Annotated in this window: 20 protein-coding genes; 10 read left to right on the top strand and 10 right to left on the bottom strand. The window is 37.7% G+C overall.

Annotated features, from left to right (window positions below):
• Positions 1 to 112 precede the first annotated feature (112 nt).
• The 3 genes from dnaG (at position 113) to ACT5E3_RS05010 (ending at position 6,512) form a co-directional block, all read left to right on the top strand.
• Complete coding sequence (gene dnaG, locus ACT5E3_RS05020; protein ID WP_444997213.1) at positions 113 to 1,912, top strand: DNA primase; 1,800 nt, start codon at positions 113 to 115, stop codon at positions 1,910 to 1,912.
• A 220-nt stretch (positions 1,913 to 2,132) separates the two neighbouring features.
• On the top strand, positions 2,133 to 3,986 hold the full coding sequence (gene rpoD, locus ACT5E3_RS05015) for an RNA polymerase sigma factor RpoD (protein WP_444997212.1): 1,854 nt from the start codon (positions 2,133 to 2,135) through the stop codon (positions 3,984 to 3,986).
• 117 nt (positions 3,987 to 4,103) lie between these two features.
• Entirely contained in the window at positions 4,104 to 6,512 is a 2,409-nt protein-coding gene (locus tag ACT5E3_RS05010) for an EAL domain-containing protein (protein ID WP_444997211.1), read from the top strand.
• A gap of 11 nt (positions 6,513 to 6,523) precedes the next feature.
• Here ACT5E3_RS05010 and ACT5E3_RS05005 read toward each other — a convergent pair whose 3' ends face one another.
• The 5 genes from ACT5E3_RS05005 to ACT5E3_RS04985 all read right to left on the bottom strand — a co-directional run bounded on the left by ACT5E3_RS05005 (position 6,524) and on the right by ACT5E3_RS04985 (position 12,592).
• Positions 6,524 to 6,949 carry a hypothetical protein gene (locus tag ACT5E3_RS05005; RefSeq protein WP_444997210.1) on the bottom strand — a complete coding sequence of 142 codons (426 nt, stop codon included), beginning with the start codon at positions 6,947 to 6,949 and terminating at the stop codon, positions 6,524 to 6,526.
• A 143-nt stretch (positions 6,950 to 7,092) separates the two neighbouring features.
• Complete coding sequence (rsmA, locus tag ACT5E3_RS05000) at positions 7,093 to 7,893, bottom strand: 16S rRNA (adenine(1518)-N(6)/adenine(1519)-N(6))-dimethyltransferase RsmA (RefSeq protein WP_444997209.1); 801 nt, start codon at positions 7,891 to 7,893, stop codon at positions 7,093 to 7,095.
• Complete coding sequence (gene pdxA, locus ACT5E3_RS04995; RefSeq protein WP_444997208.1) at positions 7,890 to 8,897, bottom strand: 4-hydroxythreonine-4-phosphate dehydrogenase PdxA; 1,008 nt, start codon at positions 8,895 to 8,897, stop codon at positions 7,890 to 7,892. Before pdxA ends, rsmA begins: the two co-directional genes overlap by 4 nt.
• Complete coding sequence (locus ACT5E3_RS04990) at positions 8,887 to 10,182, bottom strand: peptidylprolyl isomerase (protein WP_444997207.1); 1,296 nt, start codon at positions 10,180 to 10,182, stop codon at positions 8,887 to 8,889. Before ACT5E3_RS04990 ends, pdxA begins: the two co-directional genes overlap by 11 nt.
• A gap of 70 nt (positions 10,183 to 10,252) precedes the next feature.
• A complete protein-coding gene (locus tag ACT5E3_RS04985) occupies positions 10,253 to 12,592 on the bottom strand; it encodes an LPS-assembly protein LptD (RefSeq protein ID WP_444997206.1) in 2,340 nt (779 codons plus the stop codon).
• 303 nt (positions 12,593 to 12,895) lie between these two features.
• Between ACT5E3_RS04985 and ACT5E3_RS04980 the strand changes: the two genes are divergently transcribed.
• The 7 genes from ACT5E3_RS04980 to ACT5E3_RS04950 all read left to right on the top strand — a co-directional run bounded on the left by ACT5E3_RS04980 (position 12,896) and on the right by ACT5E3_RS04950 (position 18,561).
• Positions 12,896 to 13,888, top strand: coding sequence for an aminoglycoside phosphotransferase family protein (locus tag ACT5E3_RS04980; RefSeq protein ID WP_444997205.1), 993 nt, complete (start codon positions 12,896 to 12,898; stop codon positions 13,886 to 13,888).
• Complete coding sequence (gene murU, locus ACT5E3_RS04975) at positions 13,885 to 14,577, top strand: N-acetylmuramate alpha-1-phosphate uridylyltransferase MurU (RefSeq protein ID WP_444997204.1); 693 nt, start codon at positions 13,885 to 13,887, stop codon at positions 14,575 to 14,577. The genes ACT5E3_RS04980 and murU overlap by 4 nt, the downstream gene beginning before the upstream one ends.
• 30 nt (positions 14,578 to 14,607) lie before the next feature.
• Positions 14,608 to 15,414, top strand: a complete 807-nt coding sequence (djlA, locus tag ACT5E3_RS04970) for a co-chaperone DjlA (RefSeq protein ID WP_444997203.1) — start codon at positions 14,608 to 14,610, stop codon at positions 15,412 to 15,414.
• A 71-nt stretch (positions 15,415 to 15,485) separates the two neighbouring features.
• Positions 15,486 to 15,959, top strand: coding sequence for an acyloxyacyl hydrolase (locus tag ACT5E3_RS04965; RefSeq protein WP_444997202.1), 474 nt, complete (start codon positions 15,486 to 15,488; stop codon positions 15,957 to 15,959).
• A 55-nt stretch (positions 15,960 to 16,014) separates the two neighbouring features.
• Positions 16,015 to 16,641, top strand: a complete 627-nt coding sequence (locus ACT5E3_RS04960; RefSeq protein ID WP_444997201.1) for a dUTP diphosphatase — start codon at positions 16,015 to 16,017, stop codon at positions 16,639 to 16,641.
• A 35-nt stretch (positions 16,642 to 16,676) separates the two neighbouring features.
• Complete coding sequence (locus tag ACT5E3_RS04955) at positions 16,677 to 17,900, top strand: MFS transporter (protein ID WP_444997200.1); 1,224 nt, start codon at positions 16,677 to 16,679, stop codon at positions 17,898 to 17,900.
• Between the two features lie 157 nt (positions 17,901 to 18,057).
• Positions 18,058 to 18,561, top strand: a complete 504-nt coding sequence (locus ACT5E3_RS04950; protein ID WP_444997199.1) for a GNAT family N-acetyltransferase — start codon at positions 18,058 to 18,060, stop codon at positions 18,559 to 18,561.
• 52 nt (positions 18,562 to 18,613) lie between these two features.
• Here ACT5E3_RS04950 and ACT5E3_RS04945 read toward each other — a convergent pair whose 3' ends face one another.
• The 5 genes from ACT5E3_RS04945 to nusA all read right to left on the bottom strand — a co-directional run bounded on the left by ACT5E3_RS04945 (position 18,614) and on the right by nusA (position 25,177).
• A complete protein-coding gene (locus ACT5E3_RS04945) occupies positions 18,614 to 19,573 on the bottom strand; it encodes a D-2-hydroxyacid dehydrogenase (RefSeq protein ID WP_444997198.1) in 960 nt (319 codons plus the stop codon).
• 2 nt (positions 19,574 to 19,575) lie between these two features.
• Entirely contained in the window at positions 19,576 to 20,496 is a 921-nt protein-coding gene (truB, locus tag ACT5E3_RS04940) for a tRNA pseudouridine(55) synthase TruB (protein WP_444997197.1), read from the bottom strand.
• Positions 20,497 to 20,549: 53 nt separating this feature from the next.
• On the bottom strand, positions 20,550 to 20,936 hold the full coding sequence (gene rbfA / locus ACT5E3_RS04935; RefSeq protein WP_444997196.1) for a 30S ribosome-binding factor RbfA: 387 nt from the start codon (positions 20,934 to 20,936) through the stop codon (positions 20,550 to 20,552).
• Positions 20,937 to 21,028: 92 nt separating this feature from the next.
• On the bottom strand, positions 21,029 to 23,659 hold the full coding sequence (gene infB / locus ACT5E3_RS04930) for a translation initiation factor IF-2 (RefSeq protein ID WP_444997195.1): 2,631 nt from the start codon (positions 23,657 to 23,659) through the stop codon (positions 21,029 to 21,031).
• 24 nt (positions 23,660 to 23,683) lie between these two features.
• Complete coding sequence (gene nusA / locus ACT5E3_RS04925) at positions 23,684 to 25,177, bottom strand: transcription termination factor NusA (RefSeq protein WP_444997194.1); 1,494 nt, start codon at positions 25,175 to 25,177, stop codon at positions 23,684 to 23,686.
• Between the last annotated feature and the right edge of the window lie 19 nt (positions 25,178 to 25,196).

Raw genomic sequence — 25,196 nt, 5'->3', positions numbered from 1 at the left:
ATTTTTTAGTTATTACTAATTAAATAATTAACTTTGTTTATTCCGATAAACAGTTCACTTTCCCGCTTCCTTTGGGCAGAATAGAAAAACTCTCTCATTAGCACATTACGACATGGCCGGACGCATTCCACAATCGTTTATTAATGAACTACTGAGTCGTGTAGATTTAGTTGAACTCATTGATCGTAGAGTTAGCCTCAAAAAAGCCGGTCGCAATTATAGTGCCTGCTGCCCATTTCATAACGAAAAAACGCCTTCTTTTTCAGTTAACCCTGACAAACAGTTTTATTACTGCTTTGGTTGTGGCGCAAGTGGAAATGCACTGACGTTTTTAATGGAATATGAAGGTCAAGAGTTTGTAGTAGCTATAGAAGATTTAGCCGCGCAACTTGGGTTAGAAGTTCCGAGAGAGGCCTACTCAGGCGAGCAAAAGCATCAACACCACGATCTTTTTCCCTTAATGGCAGAAGTATCTAAACATTATCAGCAACTACTCAAAACACACCCACAAGCTCAAAAAGCAATTAATTATCTAAAAAACAGGGGAGTAAGTGGTGAAATTGCTAAGTTATATGGCATTGGATATGCACCTGACGAATGGCAAAATTTATCTCATTTAGATAAAGACAAAAATCAATTACAAAAAGATTTAATTGAAACAGGCATGATGATCGCAAAAGAGAATGGGCATGCCTATGATCGCTTCCGTGACAGAATCATGTTTCCAATCCGTAATCGCAGGGGGCAAGTACTCGGGTTTGGCGGACGTGTTATTGACCAAGGAGAACCCAAATACCTCAACTCTCCCGAAACAAGCCTTTTTCATAAAGGTAGAGAGTTATACGGGCTATATGAGATGCGTCATCAATTACGTAATATCGATCACGTTATTATTGTAGAAGGTTATATGGATGTTGTAGCATTGGCTCAATTTGGGATTAGCAACGCAACTGCAACTTTAGGTACAGCAACCACAAGTGAACACTTACAAACACTATTTAGAATATGTCCTAAAGTCGTATTTTGTTTCGATGGTGATCGTGCTGGAAAAGCAGCAGCTCTTAGAGCTTTAAAACATGCTTTACCTTTAGTCAAAGACACCAGAGAAGTTCGTCTTATGTTCCTACCTGATGGCGAAGATCCAGATACCATGGTAAGAAAAATTGGTAGCGAAGCTTTCAAACAACAGGTTGAACAATCGACTACCTTATTTGATTACCTGATAGAACACCTAAAGTCTCAAGTTGATATGAATACATTTGAAGGACCAGCCCGCCTCATACATTTAGCCAAACCCTATTTTCAAGAAATTCAAGATAGTGTTTTAAGGGCTAGATTTGAAACTCGACTAGGCGAATTATCAGGGTTAAATAATAAACAGCTTCAACAAGTTATGAGTAAAACGCTTGAGAAAGCGAATGAAATAAACACAGATAACATACACCCAACAACGCCTCCGTTGGAAAAACCAGAACCAGCCTCACCCAAGCCTGTCAATCAGGCTAATCGTCCTCAAACTCCCACCCCCTATCGACGAGCAATTAGCTTATTATTGCAATATCCTGATGCACTGCCAGCGGCAGAAGCAAAATGGCTAGCAGAAATGACAGAGCCTGGTGCGAAATTGCTGTACGAACTCTCTCAATTACTTCAAGATCATGAAGAAATGACAACCGCCATGCTTATTGAAAACTGGCGTGGGAGAAGTGAATTTCCACATCTAACCAAACTGGCAACTGTAGAACTACACTCTAGCAGCGAAAATGCACCTATCGAGTTGTGTGAAATATTCAAGCGGCTAGAAAAAAGCTACCTTGAACAACAGTTAGATCAACTAACCCAAAAATCAGACACATTCCCCTTGACTGAAGAAGAGAAAAGGCAATTAAAGCAGCTTTTAAAACAATTATAAAAAAGTTGTAAATAGATATTCCATCTTCAATAATTGCGATGTGATTGGCAAATTACGCGATTATGTATTTTTTTTATAATTTATCATAAGTTAGCGGTTAGTAATCTTGCTGATTAGGGTCTAGACTGTGTATAATTGGCGGTTCCGTGTTCACAGAGTTACTTTTCTGTGTGAACAACCAACGACTGTCGTTTTCAGTCTGATTTAAGGTTAAAAATTAATGGTAGATAATTCTCATCCAACTGTATCGCAACAATCTCAACTGAAATTGCTGATTACTCGTGGTAAAGAGCAAGGTTACCTTACCTATGCTGAAGTTAATGATCACCTACCTCCTGATATTGTAGACCCAGATCAGGTAGAAGATATCATTAGTATGATCAATGATATGGGGATTCAAGTGTATGAAACTGCACCTGAAGCCGATGCACTATTAATGAACGAAAACTCTGCGACAGACGAAGATGCCGCCGAAGAAGCCGCAGCTGCATTAGCGAGTGTCGATAGTGAATTTGGAAGAACCACCGATCCTGTTCGTATGTATATGCGAGAAATGGGAACGGTAGAACTACTAACTCGTGAAGGCGAAATAGAAATAGCCCGCAGAATTGAAGACGGTATTCGGCAGGTATTAGCATCTATAGCCGAATATCCTGAAACTATTTCCACATTGTTAGACGAATTTGATCGTTATTCCGCTGGAGAAATCAGGCTAACAGATATCATAACAGGTTATGCCGATTCTGAAGATGAAGCAGCAATGGCAGCAAGCCACGTAGGCTCAGAAGTGCCTAAAGAAGAATTGGCAGATGAAGATGCTGACGTTGATGTTGACGATGAAGATGACGATGAAGCTAACCAAGGACCAGATCCTGAATTAGCAGCAGAGTTATTTGCAGAGCTTAGAGAGCAATTTGAAAAGTCTATTGCTGCAATATCTAAATATGGACGCAATCACAAAACAGCGATCCAACATATCGATGATATGAAAGAATCTTTCTTAAAATTCCGTCTCCTTCCAAAAATGTTTGACCGTCTTTCTGAGCGCATGAGAAGACGTATGGCGACCTTACGTACCCAAGAAAGATTAATTATGAAACTGGCAACCGAAACAGCTAAGATGCCACGTAAAGATTTCATTCGAAGTTTTCCAGGAAACGAAACAAACCCTAAATGGATAGATTCGATCCTAGCTAGAGATACCGAATATAAAGAGCGCCTGGAAGAAGTCGCAGAAGATATAATTCGCTGCCAGAACAAAATGCGCAAAGTTGAAAAAGACAGTAATTTAACGATTGTAGAAGTTAAAGAAACGAATCGTCGAATGTCAATTGGTGAAGCCAAAGCGCGCAGAGCCAAAAAAGAAATGGTTGAAGCGAACCTAAGGTTGGTTATTTCTATCGCGAAAAAATATACCAATCGCGGCCTCCAATTCTTAGATTTAATTCAGGAAGGCAATATTGGTTTGATGAAAGCTGTTGATAAATTTGAATACCGAAGAGGTTACAAATTTTCAACTTATGCAACTTGGTGGATTAGACAAGCAATAACTCGTTCCATAGCAGACCAAGCTAGAACTATTCGTATCCCTGTTCATATGATAGAAACAATCAACAAATTAAATCGTATTTCCCGCCAAATGCTTCAGGAAATGGGTAGAGAACCGCAACCAGAAGAATTAGCAGAAAGAATGGAAATGCCTGAAGATAAAATTCGTAAGGTTTTAAAGATTGCCAAAGAACCTATTTCTATGGAAACGCCAATTGGCGATGATGAAGATTCTCATCTAGGTGACTTCATTGAAGATGGAAACCAAGATTCGCCTATTGATTCAGCTACCTCAGAGAGCTTACGTGAAGCAACTAAAACGGTATTGGCTGGTTTAACAGCAAGGGAAGCTAAAGTTCTTAGAATGAGATTCGGAATTGATATGAATACGGATCACACATTAGAAGAAGTTGGCAAACAGTTCGATGTTACTCGAGAGCGAATTCGTCAGATAGAAGCCAAGGCGTTACGAAAATTAAGACATCCAACCCGTTCAGATCGGTTGCGTAGTTTTTTGGATGAATGATGATCCACAAAAAGAGCCGAAAGGCTCTTTTTTTAATAATCTTGATCCTCCAGATATCCCACTCAATGCCTATTTGATCTATACTCTACCTAAGCTCATTTCGCGAAGGTGTCACTTTTGAGAAAAACATCTAGTGCATCTATTAACCAACCGCCAGATAGCTCACTCTGTCCGTCCTTTTTTGAGAAACAGCAGTCGCTTGAAGCTTTATTAGATTTTGTTATACAAATCAATAAGCTAGATTCGATTGAAGATATCGTTTGGCACCTAGCACACCATACGATTAAAGCACTCAACTTTGAAGACTGCATTATTTATCTACTAGACAAAAACCATAATACCTTAATTCAAGCTGCAGCCTATGGCCCCAAAAACCCGATAAGAAAAAAAATCAAGAATCCTATTTCTATAAAATTAGGGCAAGGTATTGTTGGAAAAGCAGCTAAGAAAAAAAAATCCATTTTAATAACCGATACTCGAAAAAACACCGATTATATTATTGACGATAAAAGCAGACTTTCAGAACTGACAGTACCAATAACCTTTAAAGGTAAACTGCTTGGTGTTATCGATTCAGAAAACTCTCAATTAAATTTTTTTACCCATGAACATCAGCGTTATCTTGAAATATTAGCATCAGTACTCGCTTCAAAACTTTCGTTTGAATCAAATATCATCGCGTTAGAAAAAACGATTTTAGCTCTTGAGGAATCGAATAAACTCACTGAACTCTATTTAGAGATATCCAATTTAACTTATAGCTCTAAATCCGAAAAAGATTTATATCAACACCTTCATCAACTTATAACCAAACAAGTTAAGACTCAAAGCTTTTTCATTACATTATATGATAAAAGAAAAGATAGCTACTCATTTCCTTACTTTCAAGATGAACATGGAGAGAGTCATTTCGACTTAGAGTTTGACCAAACTCGTGTGGCGCAATCGCTAGTAGCTCAAGTTATTCAAACTCAACATTCAAAAATTGCCAATTTTGAAGAATTGCAGGCTCTTGCGAATGACGGCTTAATTTTAATGCAAAAAAATATCCCATACTCATGGTTAGCAGCTCCATTTAAAATAAGCGAAAACTTAGCTGGCTCAATCGCTTTGCAAAGTTATGAAAAAAACACTTGTTTTACTTCACAAGATAAAACATTTTTGAATTTTTTAGCACAACATATCAGCACAGCAATTGAAAGAAAGTTTAAAGATAAAAAGCTCGAATTCCAAGCCCTACACGATCAGGTAACAGGATTGGCTAATCGGAATTTGTTTTTAGATAGAATTGAGCATGCCTTTTCACTTTCAGAAAGAAGTTCACAATTTGAATTAGCCGTATTATTTATTGATTTTGATGACTTTAAACTCGTTAATGATAATTTTGGACACCATGCAGGCGATCTTTTATTACTCAATTCAGCTAATTTAATTCAATCTCAATTAAGGGACTCTGACACATTGGCAAGGCTAGGTGGAGATGAATTTGCGGTATTGTTGGAATCTTTAGAAAATACACAACAAGCAGTTCAAATCGCACAAAGAATTTTAGAAGCCTTACAAGAACCATTTTTAATTAATGAGCAACCAATTAAAGCCTCTATTAGTATTGGTATTAGTTTTAAAGATGAAAATACAGCCTCATCAGAAGAACTGCTTCGTCACGCTGATCATGCAATGTACCACGCTAAAAACCTTGGTAAAAACAATATTCAAATTTATGAAATATCTCTACATCAAGCGTTACTTTATGAAAGAAAAATTCAACAAGATTTAATTGAAGCGGTCGAAAACCAACAGCTAGAGTTTTACTATCAACCAATTGTCGACTTAAAAAGTGGTAAAGTTAAAGGCTTTGAGGCTTTAACTCGTTGGAAACATCCTATTAGAGGGTTGGTGTCCCCTAATGAGTTCATTCCTATTGCAGAGCAAACAGAGGTGATAAAGCTACTCGACGAGCAACTTCTAAAAAATATTGGACAACAATTGCAAGCTTGGCAAAAAATCACTCAAGAATCAATCTATATCAGCATCAATATTTCTGCTCAACGCTTTGTAGACTCAAAGTTAGTTGATGATATTTGTGACATCATTGAGAAATATCAACTCAATAAAAGTTCGATAGTTGTTGAGGTCACAGAACATATTTTAATGGAAAATAAAGCGAAAGCCAGACACCTTTTTCACCAACTAAAACTGGCAGGGATCAGAATTTCGCTAGATGATTTTGGTACAGGTTATTCATCCTTAAGTTACTTAAACCAACTGCCGTTTGATATATTAAAAATTGATCGCTCATTTGTCACAAACATTACGGAAAAAAATCAAGATCACCCTATTATCAATATGATCGTTGCTCTTGCAAAAACAATGAAAATTGATTTAGTGGCCGAAGGTGTCGAAACACCTCTTCAATTAAGCACTTTACTTGAAATGAACTGTCAGTATGGACAAGGCTATTATTTTTCTAAGCCTATACCAGCCTATAAAACGCAAGCGCTAGTGTTAAACAGGCAGCTAAAATAGTTTGTTATTCACTACCCGCACATATTAATAGGAACCAAAGAAATAATATCTGTTTTACCATTTATAGTTTCCATTAAGTAACATTTTCCATTTTTACCTAATTGATACCAACGCTTTTGTTCTTCCGATAATTCATTTTCATCATTGATTGTATAACCATTGACTAATTCATCATCCTCATCAGAAGGCACCACAACATGCTCTGCATGAGCATCTTTTTTATGTGCTTCAGTTAATAAATGACCTATTACACCGCCAACCACTAATGCCCCTAATATACTCCCACCACGACCATGATGATGCCCATGAACCCCAACAGAAACATGCCCATGACGATGATGCTTATACCCATGATGACTTGACGCACGATAATGAGTAGAACAGGCGCTCAAAGTAATAACCAGTGGCACAACCAACAAACTATAAGCAAATTTCATAATAACCTCACCGTAATCCTTAATACCGATAAAAAATACAAACTTCGGAACAGGATAAGAGTAACAAACTCAAAATTAACCAAAACTGAACAGCTTTGAGTGAACTGAGTTTAATAATGATCAATTATTATTCAGAAGACAATTTAGACAGTATTATCGGCTAAATAGTTAGCCGCTTGGATGAAGGACTCTAGTGGGAGGTTTTCTGGCCGTAAGCCTGGCTCAATTTCAAGTGCAACAAAGTCTTCATTCGTCAAACGCTTCTTCCAAACATTGCGCACGGTTTTGCGCCTTTGATTAAAAGCTTCAGTCACAATAGAAGAAAATAAATTAAAGTCTTTAAGTGGTATTGGATTCTTTTTGGGCACCAACCTCACAATAGCAGAATCAACCTTAGGGGCAGGAATAAAAGCTTCAGGAGGCACAATAAACAGTAACTGAGCATCACAAGCATATTGAGTCATTACACTTAGTCGTCCATATGTTTTGTTGCCTGGTTTAGCAACCATCCGCTGCACGACTTCTTTTTGCAACATGAAATGCATATCTTGAATATCATTTAAATATTGATATAAATGAAACATGATAGGAGTAGATATATTATAAGGGAGGTTTCCCAACACGCGAATTTTTCCATTTTGCGCGAACTCAGAAAAGTTTGTTTTCAGTGCATCTTGCTGGTAAATATTTAAAGTGCCTAAGCCATCACAGTTAAATTTTAGCTTTGGAATAACATCTCTATCTAGTTCAATGACTGAAATTTTTTTTGACTTAACTAATAAGTTTTTAGTCAATGCTCCCAAACCAGGACCAATTTCAACAATGGACTCATTTTCAGTCGGTCTAATACTTTTGACAATGCGCTCAATAATTGCACCATCTTGTAAAAAGTTTTGACCAAAACGTTTTTTAGCTTGATGTTGATTAGGATTAAAAGCCTTCATTGAGGTAACTCTCCAGAAACAAGCTGAATGGCATAATTGATAGCATATTCCAAACTATCCGCAGATGCAGAGTAACTCGGTGCAATATCTAAAGCAGTACCATGATCAACAGAAGTTCTAATAAATGGTAGGCCTAAAGTCACATTTGCACACTTTCCAAAACCAAATGCTTTAACAACCGGTAATCCCTGATCATGATACATGGCTAGAAACACATCAAAATGACTGCGCTTTTGTGGAGTAAACAAAGTATCAGCCGGAAAAGGCCCAAAAACACTTTGTCCTCTTTGAACAAATTCTTGAATAGCAGGCAAAATCTCTTCGCTATCTTCATGTCCTAATAAACCATCTTCACCAGCATGAGGATTTAAACCACAAACAGCTATTTTAGGTTTGCTTAAACCATACAACTGGAATGAGTCAAAAATAATACCTAGAGTTTGAGACACTAACTTTTTATCAACTGTCTGTGACACTTTTGATAATGGAATATGAGTTGTCGCCAGTGTAATTCTTAACCCACCACTGGCGAGCATCATAACAACCTTATCAACATTAGCCTGTTTAGCAAAAAACTCAGTATGCCCCATAAAAAGGCTATCCGCATGATTAAGATTTGCTTTATGCACAGGTGCAGTAACAATAGCATTAACTTTTTTAGCTAAAGCTAAATCACTTGCCATAGTCAAGGTATCAAGTGTTGCTTGTGCATTTTCAACACATAACTGGCCAGCGACCACTTTAGCAGGTAATTGAATAGAACAAATAAATAGTGTTCCTGGCTGGTGCTTTATACTTTGTTTTTCCCAGTCAATCTCCACCAATTGCAAAGGCAGCTTAAGCTTCTTTGCCACCAGCATTAATATATTAGGATCAGCAATAACAATCAGCTCTGCTAAAAAATTAAGTTGTGCAATTCTAACGAGTAACTCTGGGCCAATGCCCGCAGGCTCGCCCATAGTTAATAAAATTCGTGGGACCGATTTATCAGCGTTACTTTTCATCGATAATTCGAATATAAGCTTGATCTTTCAGTTCTCTTAACCAAAGTTGAGCTTCTTCTTCAAACTTTCGTTTTTGTAATATACGGTAAGCTGTCTCGCGTTTTTTCTCTTCTGTTTGATCTTGATTACGACGCCCTAACACTTCCATAATATGCCAACCAAACTGAGTTTTTACAGGCTGACTTAGTTCATTAATGGCCAAAGACTCCATCGTTTCATTAAATTCAGCAACAAAAGTTCCTGGATCCGACCATTTCAAATCACCACCTAAAGCAGCAGTTCCTTTATCATCAGAGAATTCGATAGCCAAATCTTCAAACTTTTCTCCATCAACAATTCTTTGACGAACCAGTAATATTTTATCTAATGCAGCTTTCTCATCGGTAATTGCATCAGGTGTAATCAATATATGTCTAACATGAGTTTGCATGACTTGGTGAGTCTCAAAGCCTCCCTTAGACTCAATTAACTTCAAAATATGTAAACCACTACCACTTCTTAAAGGTTCAGATATCTCTCCCTGCTTCATGTTTCTTACACTACCAGCAAAGAGGCTGGGCAACTGGGACAAGCTCCGCCACCCTAAATCACCTCCACTTAAAGCGTTCTGGCCAGCCGAATAGCTAATTGCATATTCTTGAAAATTCGCCCCATTTCGCAACTCAATAACAATTTTTTCAGCTTGCGCTCTGACTTTAGCTATTTCTTCAGGAGACGCATCTTCTGCTAATGTTAAAAGTATATGACCTAGTGAATATTGCGTTCGACTTTCGCCTTCTTGATTAATCTGAACTAGTAAATTATCTATTTCTTTATCACTGATCTGAATTCTGCGCGAGACACTACCGTTTCTAACTCTAGAAACCATAATTTCAGTACGCAGATCTTCACGAAACAAAGCCCACGAAGTCCCTTTAGATACAACTTGTTTTCTAAACTCTTCTACTGATAACTTATTTTCACCAGCAATATTTTCTAAAGTGGCGTCTAACTCAGTATCACTGATTCTCACTCCTACACGCTTAGCCATTTGCAGCTGCAAAGACTCCATTATTAACCTTTCTAAAACCTGCTCTTTCAACTTTTCAAGAGGAGGCACAGTCTGATTTCTTTCTTTAATCTGTTCAATAATTGAATTGGTTCTACGAACTAACTCGCTGGCTAAAACAACATCTGAATCAACCAAGGCAACCACTCGATCAACCACTTTGAGGTTGGCACAGGCAACTGCGTTATAAAAACAAATAATAGCAATTGCACTTAACTTAATTAACTTTTTCATCATAAAACCATCTTTTTATTAAAAACCTAAAAATTTGCTAAAACCTAACTATCCGAATTTAACAAATACAACATTACCTATTTCGACTAAAAGGGTCTTTATACCCTGTAATACTTGAAGAAAGTAAGTCGTCCATCCCCGACGGCCCGACACTTCCTAGTCCTTTAAATACAAACTGTAGATAAACGCCATCATTATAACGTTCATTCCCCGCTAGAGTAGTTGAAATACCAGAACTATCTAACTGAGTATTCAAATATTTTTGAGCCACCAACCTAATAGCCCAACAGCAAGATTCATATTCAACACCAACTAACCTCTCAATCACTTGTTCACGCTGTAAATCATTATACCACCTTCCGAGCAAGCGCCACTTATCATTCAATGGCCAGGCAAAAGAAAAGTCAATTTCCTCATTAAAATTTCCATCTACATCTCGATATCTGTGAGTTAAATTGACAATATGATTATCTTTCGGTTCAAAATTTATTCGTGTTTGTGCTCTTTGGGTCTGTTTGCTCCCCTCATCCCACTGAATTAAACCTGTTAATGAAAAAGCTGAATTTAGTCGATATTCAACTTCCGTTAGCCACGGAGACTGTTGCTCTGTCTCTGCTTCATCAGCAGGATTTAAACGGACCTCCCTATCAGCAAAATAGTATATTCGACCAACCGATAAGCGAACAATTTCATTACCTGAGCTTTCATCAACCAAACTATTACCCAAAGCAAAACTCAATTGATTTGTATCACCAACCCGATCAACGCCTGTAAAACGATTCTCTTGCCACAATCGACTAAAACCAAAATCTCCTTGGGTAGTATCAAAATTATTAATTGAGTCTTGGTTCCGATAAGGAATATAAGTATAAAACAGTCTGGGAGCTAGTGTGTGCGTATAATCTTTCCCGCCAATCTGAAGTTGGCGATCGAGATAAATACCACTATCTAAACTAATAATAGGGACATTACGAGTAGTTGTAATTTCACTGCTTTCAATAAGCGATGTTTGTTTATAACGACTTAGCTGATAGTTTAATTTGGGGGTTAAATATCCCCACAGATTTCGCATTGGAAAGCTGACACCAGGCAACAAGCTCATACGTTCGCCTTCTACCTGTTCTGAGTTTTTATGCTCGAACCGAGTAATATCAGACGTCCATTGCCACCTAAACCCACTATCAGATAAATAATCAGCAGTAGCCAACCAGCTAGGTAAATAGCGATATGATTCATTACCAATCAACGACTGGTGAGTCAAAGCAAACCACTTCATTTGCCAAATTGAATCTTGGTAAGTCAACGCAACTTGACTAGAAAGTCTCGTTTCATTAGAACCTCCTAACCCAGAAGAAAAGTCGCGAAAATAATCACTATCACTAACACGCTGAGCATCTAAATCCAACTTCCAATGAGGGTTAAAAACAGTTTCACTTTTAAGCTGTGCTAGCCAACGATCTTTCTTATTATCAGATAGAAACAGCTTGTCTTCATTCATCCACTCAAGGTTAATTGACGATTCTGCTCGTTGCGTTAACCAACGAAACTCTGTCCACAATTGCTCTCCTCGTTTTTCAATTAAGCGAGGAGTTATTGTTGCATCCATTTGTGGTGCAATATTCCAATAAACTGGCTGAGCGACATCATAACCATTACGATCACTATATTTTATCCGTGGCGAAAGTAACCCTGACTTGCGCCGATCATCAGTAGGGAAATTAATATACGGAAAATAAAACACAGGAACCCCCCCAACTCTCATGACAGAATGCCAGGCTTCACCTCTACCTGCTTGCTGATTAATATTCATCTCATCAGTTTCTAATAACCAACCAGGCTTATTAATCGGGCAAGTGCTAAAAGAAAGTTGTGTTAAATTAAGAGACTCCTTGCTATCGATAGTGATTGAATCGGCGGTGCCATTTGCATGATTCGAAAACAAATAAAACTCAGCGTCATCAATATGAACTTGATTATCCACTCCTGCTTTTGTCAAAGATTGAGCGCTAAAAAAAGCCTCTTCAGACTCAAATGAGACACCTCCGCTCGCTTTAATCGTTTCGGTCAAATGCTCAACCACAACCTCTTCCGCTTTCAACAGTGATTTTTCATCACGCACAGATACATTCCCTTTTAAATGCGTAAGCTTCTTACTATTTTCAGGCATACTGTCAGCTTCCATCTTAATTTGAGAAATAGCTGGCAATATTGAAAACTCGGGAACATTTTTCAACTCAAAGGAGGGAGAGCGGGTAGTACATTGACTATATGAGCCTAAATCAGGCTTAGTCTTGTTTTCAAACCTTGACTTAAAATAAATACCATTACTTTGTGACTCAACGGGCTTCGATTGTGTATCATTAGCAGAAAGAGCGTAGCTATTCCACAAAGTTATACCAACACCCCATAACATGGCTATTTTCGTGATTCGAATTTTTTTATTACAACAGTTAATAGCAGCCACAAAAGAACGCAATCAATAAAATTATCTACCCAAAAACCAGCTAGCAATCATACTTGAAAAGCAAGCATGCTGAAACATAAAATCCTCTTCTGCATCTATCTTTAGCCAAGATAGGGAGGTTGGTAATTAAAGAAACATCATCTAATTGGACTAAAAAAAAATCAAGCATGGCATTCTGACTTGTAGAAATTATCGATAACAGGCATTATTCAAACCGCATTAAACTGACTTTTATTAATACATGATAACTCAATGGTTGATTTACGAAAAAAACAACTAGCTGAATGGGCTGGAAATAAACTCTCAATCGATACGCCAACTTTATCTACCGTCTCTGGAGACGCCAGTTTTCGGCGATACTTTAGATTTTCTGTCGATAAACGAACAATAATAGCGGTAGACTCCCCCCCAGAATCGGAAAATAATCAAGCCTTCTACACCGTCGGTCAACTTTTAAAACAAAACGGGCTCTATGTTCCACTATTTATACATAAAGACCTAACACAAGGCTTTTTTTTACTCTCGGATTTAGGTGACAGGCTCTACTTACCAGAGCTAACCCCTGATAATGCCGATAGTTACTACAGCAAAGCCATAAACACCATTATAGAAATCCAACAAATTTCAACCCAAGACACCGATATTCCACCCTATGATCAAAATAAACTGCGCTCAGAACTTGAATTATTTACCGATTGGTTTATTCATAAGCATTTAAAGCTTGTTTTAAGTGCTGAAGAAAAACAAATGATAGGCACGGTTTTCAAACAGCTAATCAATAATGCTAAAGTCCAAGATCAAAAGCTGGTACATCGAGATTTTCACTCGAGAAACTTAATGATATGTGATGCCCATACGCCCGGAGTTATAGACTTTCAAGATGCAGTTGTAGGCCCACTCTCTTATGATTTAGTTTCCCTGATAAAAGACTGCTATATAGAATGGTCAGAAAATAAAGTTAGAAGCTGGGCCAGGCTTTATCATCAAAAAGCCATCGATGCAGCGTTAACAAAAACTACATTTGATGAGTTTTTCCGTCAATTTGAGTTAATGGGAATGCAACGACACATCAAAGTATTAGGCATATTTTGCCGACTCAACTACCGAGATAATAAGCCACTATATTTAAATGATCTGCCATTGACCTTTAAATATCTAATCTCAGCAGTTAAACGCTACCCTGAATTCAATACTTTCCATCAATTCTTAGAGAAGAAAGTAAATCCAGCCCTGGAATCACTATGAAAGCCATGATTCTAGCCGCAGGCAGAGGCGAAAGAATGATGCCTCTTACCCTAAACACACCTAAACCACTTTTAACGGTACAAGGTAAACCACTCCTTCAATACCATATTGAAAGACTTAAAAACGCCGGAATGACTCAAATAGTAATTAATCACTGTTATTTAGGTGAGCAAATTGTCAATTACTTTGGAGACGGTTCTAAACTCGGTGTAAAAATTCAGTGGTCAGCAGAAACTAAAGCTTTAGAAACAGCTGGTGGTATTAGGCAAGCGTTACCACTACTAGGTAAAGCCCCATTTTTGGTAATTAATAGTGATATATGGACAGAATATCCATACGAAAAACTTCTGAAAAGCCCCTATTTAGGCCCTTTAGAAAAGAAACAAACACTTGCTCACCTAGTACTGGTAAAAAACCCTCAACAAAACGCTCTAGGAGATTTTGGCTTAATTAACAATAATATTACCAATAAAGCAGAAACAATGTGGACTTTTTCTGGTATAGCCGTTTACGATCCAGCTTTTATTGAAAAATGTCAGCTTGGAAACGCTATGAGCTTAACTCCTTTACTACGAGATGCCGCTAATGCCTCACGTATTAGTGGAGAAATTTATACGGGAGAATGGCATGATATTGGCACGCCAGAACGTTTAACTTTATTAGAAAAAAACCTGAAAAATCAAAAATAAAGATAAAAAGAGCTTGTTCATAGGAATATTATGAAAATTTTTGGAAAAATAATCTGCGGTACTCTCGGTTTCATTGTTGGTGGGCCCATTGGATTATTATTAGGTATTTGGATTGGCCATTCATTTGATAAAGGCTTTAACCAAGATTTTGGCAACTTTTTTGAAGATAAAGATCCTTCGAAAACACAAGCTGCGTTCTTCGAGTCAACCTTTGCAGTTATGGGGCATATCGCAAAAGCTGATGGCGTTGTTAAAAAAGCTGAAATTGATGCTGCCGAACAAGTAATGTTAAAGCTTGGCCTAACCGGGGAAAAACGGGCTAAAGCAATTAAAGCTTTTAACTCAGGAAAATCTATCGGCTTTGATTTAAATGCTCAACTACAAGGTTTAATTACCAACTGTGCACGCAAGCCTAGTTTGATTCAGATGTTTTTAGAAATTCAAATATTGGGAGCTACTGCAGATGGCAATATTTCGCATACAGAAATGCAAATCCTGTATCAAATAGGTGGCGCATTTAAAATCCCAACCAGCCAAATAGATAGACTAGTCGAGATGGTAATAGCCCAACAGTCTTTCTACCAAAGCGGTGCAAGTGGCGGCAGCGCTCAAGCCAATGCCCCATCAATAGAGCAAGCTTACAAAGTATTGGGGATTGATACAAGTGCAACAGAACAAGAAATAAAAAGAGCTTATCGAAAGCTCATGTCTCAACATCACCCTGACAAATTAGTTGCCAAGGGTATGCCAGAAGAAATGGTTAAAATGGCCACAGAAAAATCACAAGAAATACAATCTGCTTATGAAATGATCAAAAAACAGAAGGGGGTTAATTGAAAAAACTTATTTATCTCTCATTCATTTACATAGTATTCAATTCCCCATACAGCTCGGGCATAGATGGCATAATGACAAGCCTTGGGTGGGGTATTAGTGACGGCTTAATTCAATCAAGAAGCTCAGTAGGCACAACCCAATTTTCGATTGGTGCCACTTGGAATACCAACCAGACTTTCAACCACAAACTATTAGGATATGGCGAGTTTACTGTTGAAGCGTATGCCAGTCACCTAACCAATGGTGATACAATTAATTTGGTAGCAGTAAGACCGGTTATTTCTTTCTGGGAAAGTACCAGCAAAAAAAGAGTTTGGTTTTGGCAAATGGGTTTAGGCTTGGCTTATTTAGATAATAAAAATATTGGCGATATAGAATTATCCACACGAGGGCAATTTGCCACCTTATTTGGATTAGGGATGTCACTCGATAAAAACAAGCGCCACACACTCACTTTGCGTTATAATCATTATTCTAACGCTTATATCAAAAAACCAAACCGTGGACTTGATACACTTAGCCTCGATTGGCATTACCGATTATAATAGTTTTATATCATAACCAACAATAAGCAATGCTCTATAAGCATAAAGGTAAATTATGACTCAACCTAACCGCCAACAACAACTTGCCACCATGTTGGACATGCAAGATGCAATGAATAAAAAAGTTCATGAAAATTGGTTACAACAAAATTTTGAATGGTATAGAGCAATATGGATTGAATGCGCAGAAATGCTTGATCATTATGGTTGGAAATGGTGGAAACATCAATCACCAGATATGGAACAAGTCAAACTCGAATTAGTCGATATTTTTCATTTTGGTTTAAGCTGCCGATTAAGCGATAGTAATGATGTCAATAAGATCGCTGAAACACTAGACTATGAGTTTTCAGATATCAGACATAATGAAGAATTCCGAACAACACTAGAAGATCTTGCAGCCAATACACTACAAACAAAATCTTTTAACGCTCAAATTTTTGCAGGGTGTATGCAACAAATTAATATGTCGTTTGATGAGTTATATACTAGCTATATTGGAAAAAATGTTCTCAATTTTTTCCGTCAAGATCACGGGTATAAAGAGGGGACATACCACAAGCAATGGAATGGAAAAGAGGATAATGAGCATTTAGTTGAAGTTGTACAATTACTTGATTCAAATGCCGATGATTTTGCCCAACAAGTTTATCAAGAGTTGAGTAAACGCTACCCTTCTTAATCAAATACAAACGGCCAAGCAGTTAAAAGCCTTTTATGCTAAAAAATTACTTTAGTTTTGCGCGCAGTAATAGCCACTTTCTTTTATTTGGGCTATTAACTGCGTTTTTCGGAAATTACGGTCAAACCTTTTTTATTTCATGGTATAGCCAATCATTCCAATCTGAATTTCAATTAAGCGCAGTCGAGTATGGACTTCTTTACTCTGTTGCAACGCTATTGAGCGGCTTCATCATTCTCTTTGCAGGCGCTCTGCTTGATAAAACGCCACTGAAGAAATTTACCTTCATCACCAGTCTAGGTTTAACCTTTGCTTGCTTTATGATTTATTTTAGCCAAGCAATCTGGCAATTGTTTGCAGCACTATTTTTTCTACGCTTCTGTGGACAAGGTCTAATGTTTCATATTGCCTATACATCAATGGCTCGTTACTTCGATAAAAACAGAGGGAAAGCAATCGGTATCGTTGGTTTTGGCATGCCACTTGGTGAAGCTATTTTACCAATACTTGCCATTACATTAATTAACCTTTTAGGCTGGAGAGAAAGCTGGTTTATTTTAGGTGTTGTTATTATTGTTATATATTGGCCTTTTATGAACTACTTAATGAACCAATCTCTTGAACGAATTCAATCAATCAAACCTCAAGCTTCAGAAAAAACAGATACCAATAGAAAAAGCTGGAAACGCAAGCAGGTTATAAAAGATCCGCGCTTTTGGTTATTAATACCGCTAGTTATGGCACCTGCATTTATTGTAACAGGCATTTTTATTCATCAAGCAGAATTACTCAAAGATAAAAACTGGAGTGAAGAGTGGTTTGCTCTTTGCTTCACCGTTTATGCATTTTCACATCTAAAATCTTCATTAGTTGTTGGTTCTTTAGTTGATCAATATTCAGGCAAACGGCTAGTCCAATTTTTTATTTTACCAATGTTGATAGGAGTGGCAATCCTAATGCTGCCGATTAACCATCAAGCAATCACTGTTCTTTTCATGTTTTTAGTGGGTATCACCATTGGTTCATCAAGCCCCATAGTAGGCTCACTATGGGTAGAAATATACGGTCCTTTGCATATTGGAGCGATTCGTTCACTAGTCACATCAATTATGGTAGTCTCCACAGCAATTTCCCCTGCTTTAATGGGATGGCTTTTTGATAATCACCATAGTTACCAACAAATAATGTTATACCTGTTTATTTACCAAGTCATAGCCTGGTTATTATTGAAGTTTTTTGTTTTAAGTAAAATAGAATAAGTCAATTCACTGGCAATAACTCTTAAATGTTCTTTAGTTTTTTTAATCAAGTTATTGAATAGTTAGCGGAAAAATATCGAAATTAGCAAGTTTCGTGATATAGTAAAATAAAAATAGCAAAAATATATGTCTTCTGAACACCCTATATACTTCAAATATGAATATTGTTATTAATGATAACTTTAATAGTTATGAACCAACTATTAGTCAATGGATAGAAAACTATCTAAATGATTACATTCGCGGCCATGCTAATTCTTATGGATTAGAAATGGATCGGCAGCAAATCAAAGCTCATATTCAAAAACATAATTTAATTGAGCAAGAAATAATAGAATTAAAAGCAGCAATATCTGCAGACCAAAGCTTTATTCGCTGCGCTTATGTTGAGGATAAATTGGTGGGCATTGCCTACGTAAAAATAAAAAAAGATAAGTATATAAAAGAAACTCTAGCAAGTTTATCCTGGATTTATGTTACTCAAGATTATCGACAAAAACATATCGCTTCAGTGCTTTTGCAGGCTATTTATTCGTATTTATCTACAAAAAATATCCATTTAATGGAAGTAATGGTTACCAGCTCAAATGTTGCAGCAATCAGATGTTATGCTAAAAATAAATTTGTCAAACTTGATAACCGTATGATGACTCAATTTTAATTATTGTTCAAAATACTATTTAATGTTATTCATTCACTAACCATTCAACTTTTTAGTCTACTCGATTTAGTTTTTCACCCTTTATGAAAGCGGCTATGTTTTGCGCAACACCATCAATAAGCCTTTGCTGTGCTTGAATACTCCCCCACGCAATATGATGAGTTAATGTTAAATTACTCATACCACTATTGAGTAATGGATGATCAGATGGGGGAGGTTCTTGTTCTAATACATCGATAATAGCATGCGATACTTGCCCACTTTTTAGTGCACTCACTAAAGCTTCAGAATCAACTATAGGTCCTCTAGCTGTATTGATAAAAATACAACCTCTCTTCATTTTAGCAAAATTATCTTTAGCAAAAAGTCCGGCAGTATCATCAGTTAATGGACAGTGAATAGAATAGACATCGGCTGACTTAAGCACAGCATCAAATGAATAACGTCCTTCTCTGATATGAGTCGCTTTAGGGCGTTCCGAAATTAAAACGTCCATCCCGAAAGCTTGCGCAACTTTAGCCACAGATTGCCCCAAGTTACCAAAACCTAAAATTCCTAATTTTTTTCCATCAAGTTCAATTGCTGGTGAATCAATCTGACAAAAATTTTGGCTTTCATTCCAAGGTTTAACAATATTATTTTTTAGATAAAAATCGACATGGCTTACCGCATTTAATAAATAAGAAAAAACATACTGTGTGACCGAACTCGTAGAATACCCTGAAACATTAGTCACAGCGATGCCCAAAGATTTTGCAGCTTGTAAATCCACATTATTGGTCCCTGTTGCGGTAACACAAACCAATTTTAATTGAGGAAGCTGGGCCATAATATCAGCATTAATGACGACTTTATTGGTAATAACAATTTCTGCATTTTCGCAACGTGTAATAATGTCTTCACTGGCAGTAGTTGAAAACTCTTTTAGTTCACCAACAAGCGATTTAACCGCAGAAAAGTCGATAGTCGGATCGATGGTAGAACGATCGAGTATTACAGCGTTTATACTCATACTTACTTTTCTCTCTCTCGAACAACTAACCGCTTAGGCGCAAGCATCAATTCATCATCAACTTCCGCAACCCCTAAAAATTCATCTTGTTCATTATAAACTCTAATTAACTCACCCGGCTCAAACTGAGCAAAATTGACAGCTTGGCCATGCCCAAAATAATGTGCACTATCATCATCCAAAACAGCTTCTTCCAAGTGCATTACAGGACTATCCATTGGTAACAAATGATGATCCAGGCTATAACCTTGCTCTAAATCACCTTCTAGCGCTTCAATCGTAACCATCTGCTCAACAGGATAATCGGCAACAAAAGTTCTTCTCAACGCAGTAACATGAGCCCCACAACCAAGTTCCTGACCTAAATCATCAATAATATTTCTAATGTAAGTGCCTTTACTACATTCTATATCCAGCTCTACTTCATCTTCATCAAATCTAACTAACTCTAATTGATAGACACAAATATCACGCGCTTCTCTCTCAATTTCAATACCTTGCCTCGCTAGTTTATACAAAGGTTGGCCATTATGCTTAAGAGCAGAAAACATTGAGGGAACTTGTTGAGTATCACCACGAAATAAGTCTAATGCTTTCAATAGTTGCTTTTTAGAAACATTAACCGCTTTAGATTCAATTATTTCACCAGTTGCATCACAAGAATCGGTTCGTATACCGAGCTTACCGACCACCCGATAACCTTTATCAGAGTTAAGTAAAAACTGTGAAAACTTTGTTGCTTCTCCAAAACAAATAGGCAACATACCGGTCGCTAAAGGGTCGAGTGCACCAGTATGACCAGCTTTAGCAGCAAAATATAAGTTTTTAACTTGTTGGAGTGCTTTATTAGAACTAATACCAAGCGGTTTATCTAATAATAAGATACCACTGATATTCCTTCCTTTTCTTCGGCGTCTGCCCATATTCAATATCTAATCAATAACAGTTGGTTTTAAATAAAAGTACAACAGCGGAATTAATCTTCTTCGTTATTATTTTCACTATCTTTATCGCGTGCTTTTTTAATTAATGCAGACAACTCACTTCCTCGAGATATCGACTTATCAAATTCAAACTTAATCTCTGGAATAACCCGCATTTGCATTCGCTTGCCAATAGAACTTCTTATAAAGCCAGCTGCTTGGTTTAAAATATGTAGCGCCTCTTTAATTGATTGCTCATCTTCATTAATACCTAAAAAAGTTACGAATGCTGTTGCATAATAAAGATCTCGCGACAAGTTTACGCCCGAAACAGTAACCATTCCTAAACGTGGATCTTTAACTTCCATTTGTATAATTTGTGCTAGCTCTCGCTGTAACTGCTCAGCCACTCGATCTGTACGTTTAAATTCTCTAGCCATTTGCCTAACCCACTTAAAATATTAGCTTATAAACTGCAAAAACAGGCTTTCGCCTGTCTTTGATAGCACCTTGAAAAATAGTATGAAAGTAATTATAAAGTTCGAGCAACCTCTACAATTTCAAACACCTCAATCTGATCACCAGATTTAACATCATTGTAGTTTTTAACTCCAATACCACATTCCATGCCGTTACGTACCTCAGCAACATCGTCTTTAAAACGACGTAGAGATTCTAATTCGCCCTCATAAATAACAACATTATCTCTCAATACTCGAATTGGATTATTGCGCTTAACCGTCCCCTCAATAACCATACAACCCGCAATAGCACCAAGCTTAGGTGACTTAAAGACATCTCTTACTTCTGCAAGGCCAATAATTTGTTGCTTACGCTCAGGAGATAGCATTCCAGACATAGCGGCTTTGACTTCATCAATCAAATCATAAATCACGCTATAGTAACGCAGATCAACACCTTCCCTCTCAACAGCTTTTCTGGCACTTGCATCTGCACGTACATTAAAGCCAATTACAATTGCATTTGATGCAGCAGCTAATGTTACATCCGTTTCTGTAATCGCACCAACAGCAGAAGATAATACATTCACTTGAACTTCATCCGTTGATAAATCCATTAATGAATTTTGAATTGCCTCAGAGGAACCTTGAACATCAGATCTAACAACAACATTAATTGAAAGAACTTCGTCACTTCCCATGTTAGCAAACATATTTTCAAGCTTAGCTTTTTGCTGTCTTGCCATTTGTAAATCTTTGTATTTACCTTGGCGGAAATTAGCAACTTCTCGAGCTTTACGCTCATCAGGAACAACAGAAATTTCATCACCAGCTTCAGGCACACCAGACAAACCTAACACTTCAACCGGAATCGAAGGGCCAGCTTTAGTAACTGATTTGCCATTTTCGTCATTAAGCGCTCTAACACGACCATAATGAAACCCAGCTAATAGAATATCGCCCACATTAAGCTCACCAGACTGAACAAGTACCGAAGCGACAGTTCCTCGACCTTTATCTAACCTTGCTTCAATAACAATCCCTTTAGCAGGCCCCGTTTCAACCGCTTTCAGTTCTTGTAATTCAGCAACAATTGAAATATTTTCTAATAAGTCTTCTACACCTTGGCCTGTTTTTGCTGAAACGTGAATAAACGGAACATCTCCTCCCCAATCTTCTGGGATCACATCGTGTTGAGATAGTTCATTTTTGACTCTATCTGGGTCAGCTTCTTCTTTATCTATCTTGTTGACCGCCACCAATAATTGAACACCAGCAGCTTTAGCATGTTTAATTGCTTCCACCGTTTGTGGCATAACACCATCATCAGCAGCAACCACTAAGATAACAATATCTGTTGCATTGGCACCACGAGCACGCATAGCAGTAAAAGCGGCATGTCCAGGAGTATCAAGAAACGTAATCATCCCTCTATCGGTATCAACATGGTAAGCACCTATATGCTGTGTAATACCACCCGCTTCCCCATCGGCAACTTGAGATTTACGAATAAAATCAAGTAAAGAAGTTTTACCGTGATCAACATGTCCCATAATTGTCACAACAGGCGCTCTGGAAACTTCGCTGCCTTCATTAACACTGGCTTCTAAAAGCTCTATTTCTGCTGCATTATCAGCCACCAAGTTAACCTCATATCCCATCTCTTCAGCAACCAGTTGTGCAGTTTCCTGATCAATCGTTTGGTTAATGGTTGCCATTGTCCCCAAACCCATCATAGTTTTAATCACTTGGGTTGCTTTTACTGACATACGCTGTGCTAAATCACCAACAGTGATAGATTCAGGAATAGTCACAGGTTGCTTTGCAACAGCAGAGGTTGGTTTTTGAAATCCATGCTTCATTGATTTAGGGGCCACCACAGGTTTTCGCTCATCAGCGAGTTTTTTATCATCTTTAAATTGTCGATGTATTGGTCGTTTAAAGTCTGACAACATATCAGCAGCAGTTTCAACATCTGAACGAGCTTTCTTTTTCTTCTTTCTTTTCTTTCTACGTTCTTTCTCTACTATCTGCTCAGGACTCTTAGCATCGGCATGACGCCAATTGGTCTTATTAGCAGGTGCAGGCTCAACAGATTGTGTTGTCGTTGTTTGTTCTTCAGTTGCTTTTTTCTTCATTAAAGCTTCTGCAGCTGCTTGTGCCTCAGCGGCAACTTTTTCGGTCGCCAAACGCGCCGCTTCAGCCTCAGCAATAGCTTTAACTTCGCTTTCCGCTTGCAAGCGCATAGCTTCCATTGCTTTTTGCTCTTCAATACGGCGCAGCTCTTCCTGATCAACAGTATCAACTGGTTGGTTGTCATTAACAGAAACAGCTTCTTTTTTTAGTTCTACTTTTGGCTCTTTCTCAATCGTAGCAACACTTTCTTCTTCAGCAGGGCGTTTAACATAGGTTCTTTTCTTTCTAACCTCAACATTAACAGTTTTAGATTTCCCCCCAACGCCCGACATTTTCAATGAACTTTTAGTTGTACGCTTTAAAGTAATCTTTTTAGGAGCAGTAGGTTCACCACTAACTTCCCCATGATTTTTCTTCAAATGAGCCAATAATAATTTCTTTTGTTCTTCTGAAACCACATCATCAGCACCAGATAGTTGTACGCCAGCGTTCTTCATCTGTTCTAATAGCTTATCTATCGGTGTTCCGACAATTTTGGCTAATTTTTCAACTGTCACTTGTGACATATAAACCCTCCGGTACCAAGACGATTATTCAGCAAACCAAGGTGCTCTAGCGGTCATAATTAATTCCGCAGCACGGGTTTCATCCAATTCATCAATTTCAAGTAATTCGTCAACAGACTGCTCTGCTAAATCTTCCATAGTCACAATTCCTTTACTCGCCATAACAAACGCTAAATGACGGTCCATTCCATCCATGTTTAATAAGTCATCAGCGGGTTCATTGCCTTCGAGCTTTTCTTCAGAAGCAATTGCTTTAGTTAACAATACATCTTTTGCACGCTGTTTTAACGCATCAATCAATTCTTCTTCAAAACCTTCGATATCCAGCATTTCCGACTGAGGAACATAAGCAACTTCTTCAATAGTTGTAAAGCCTTCTTGAACTAAAACTTCTGCTAATTCTTCGTCAACATCGAGCTCTTTTATAAAAAGCTCAATCAAACCTTGATTTTCTTCTTTACTCTTAGATTCAGCATCCTCGACAGTCATCACATTAAGCGTCCAGCCCGTTAATTGACTAGCCAACCTTACATTTTGACCATTTCGACCAATCGCTTGTGCTAATTGGTCTTCTGCAACAGCAATATCCATCATGTTTTTATCTTCTTCAACAATAATAGAGGCAACTTCAGCAGGAGCCATTGCATTAATCACAAATTGAGCGGGGTTATCGTCATATAAAACAATATCAATTCTTTCTCCCGCAAGTTCTCCAGAAACGGCTTGAACTCGCGAGCCGCGCATTCCGACACAAGCACCAACAGGGTCGATTCTTTTATCATTGGTTTTAACGGCAATTTTAGCTCTTGAGCCAGGATCTCGAGCAGCTCCTTTTAATTCAATTACTTCCTCAGCAATTTCAGGAACTTCGATACGGAACAGTTCAATTAACATTTCAGATTTAGCCCGGCTAACAAATAATTGTGGGCCTCTGACTTCAGGGTTAATCGCGTACAATAAACCTCTCAACCGATCACCTGCACGTACAGCCTCTCGGGGCATCATTTCTTCTTTCGGAATAATCGCTTCAGCGTTATTACCTAAATCAAGAATAATTGAATCTCGATTTGTCTTTTTAATAACTCCCGTCACCAACTCGCCAACTCTGGACTCAAAAGCCTCTAAAACTTTAGCTCGTTCAGCTTCCCGTACTTTTTGCACAATAACTTGTTTCGCTGTTTGTGCAGCGATTCGACCAAATGCAATGGACTCAATTTGTTCTTCTACAAAATCTCCGACTTGAAGCTCTTCATTATCTATTCTAACAGCGCCAAGCGTTATTTCAGATAAAGGATTTTCTACTGAACCACTCTCAGGGTCAACAACTAACCACCGCCTAAAAGTATCATAATGTCCGGTATCTCTATCTATAGATACTCGTACATCAATATCAATACCTTTCTTTTTCTTGGTTGCTGTTGCGATAGCCGCTTCAATCGCCTGAAAAATGACTTCCCGATCAACATCTTTCTCGTTGGAAACCGCATCAACAACTAACAAAATCTCTTTATTGTTCATAACAATATCAGCCTCAATA

This window comes from Aliikangiella litoralis (assembly GCF_052495765.1).
Note: the sequence above shows the minus strand (reverse complement) of the source record. Positions and strands in the feature narration are given on the sequence as shown.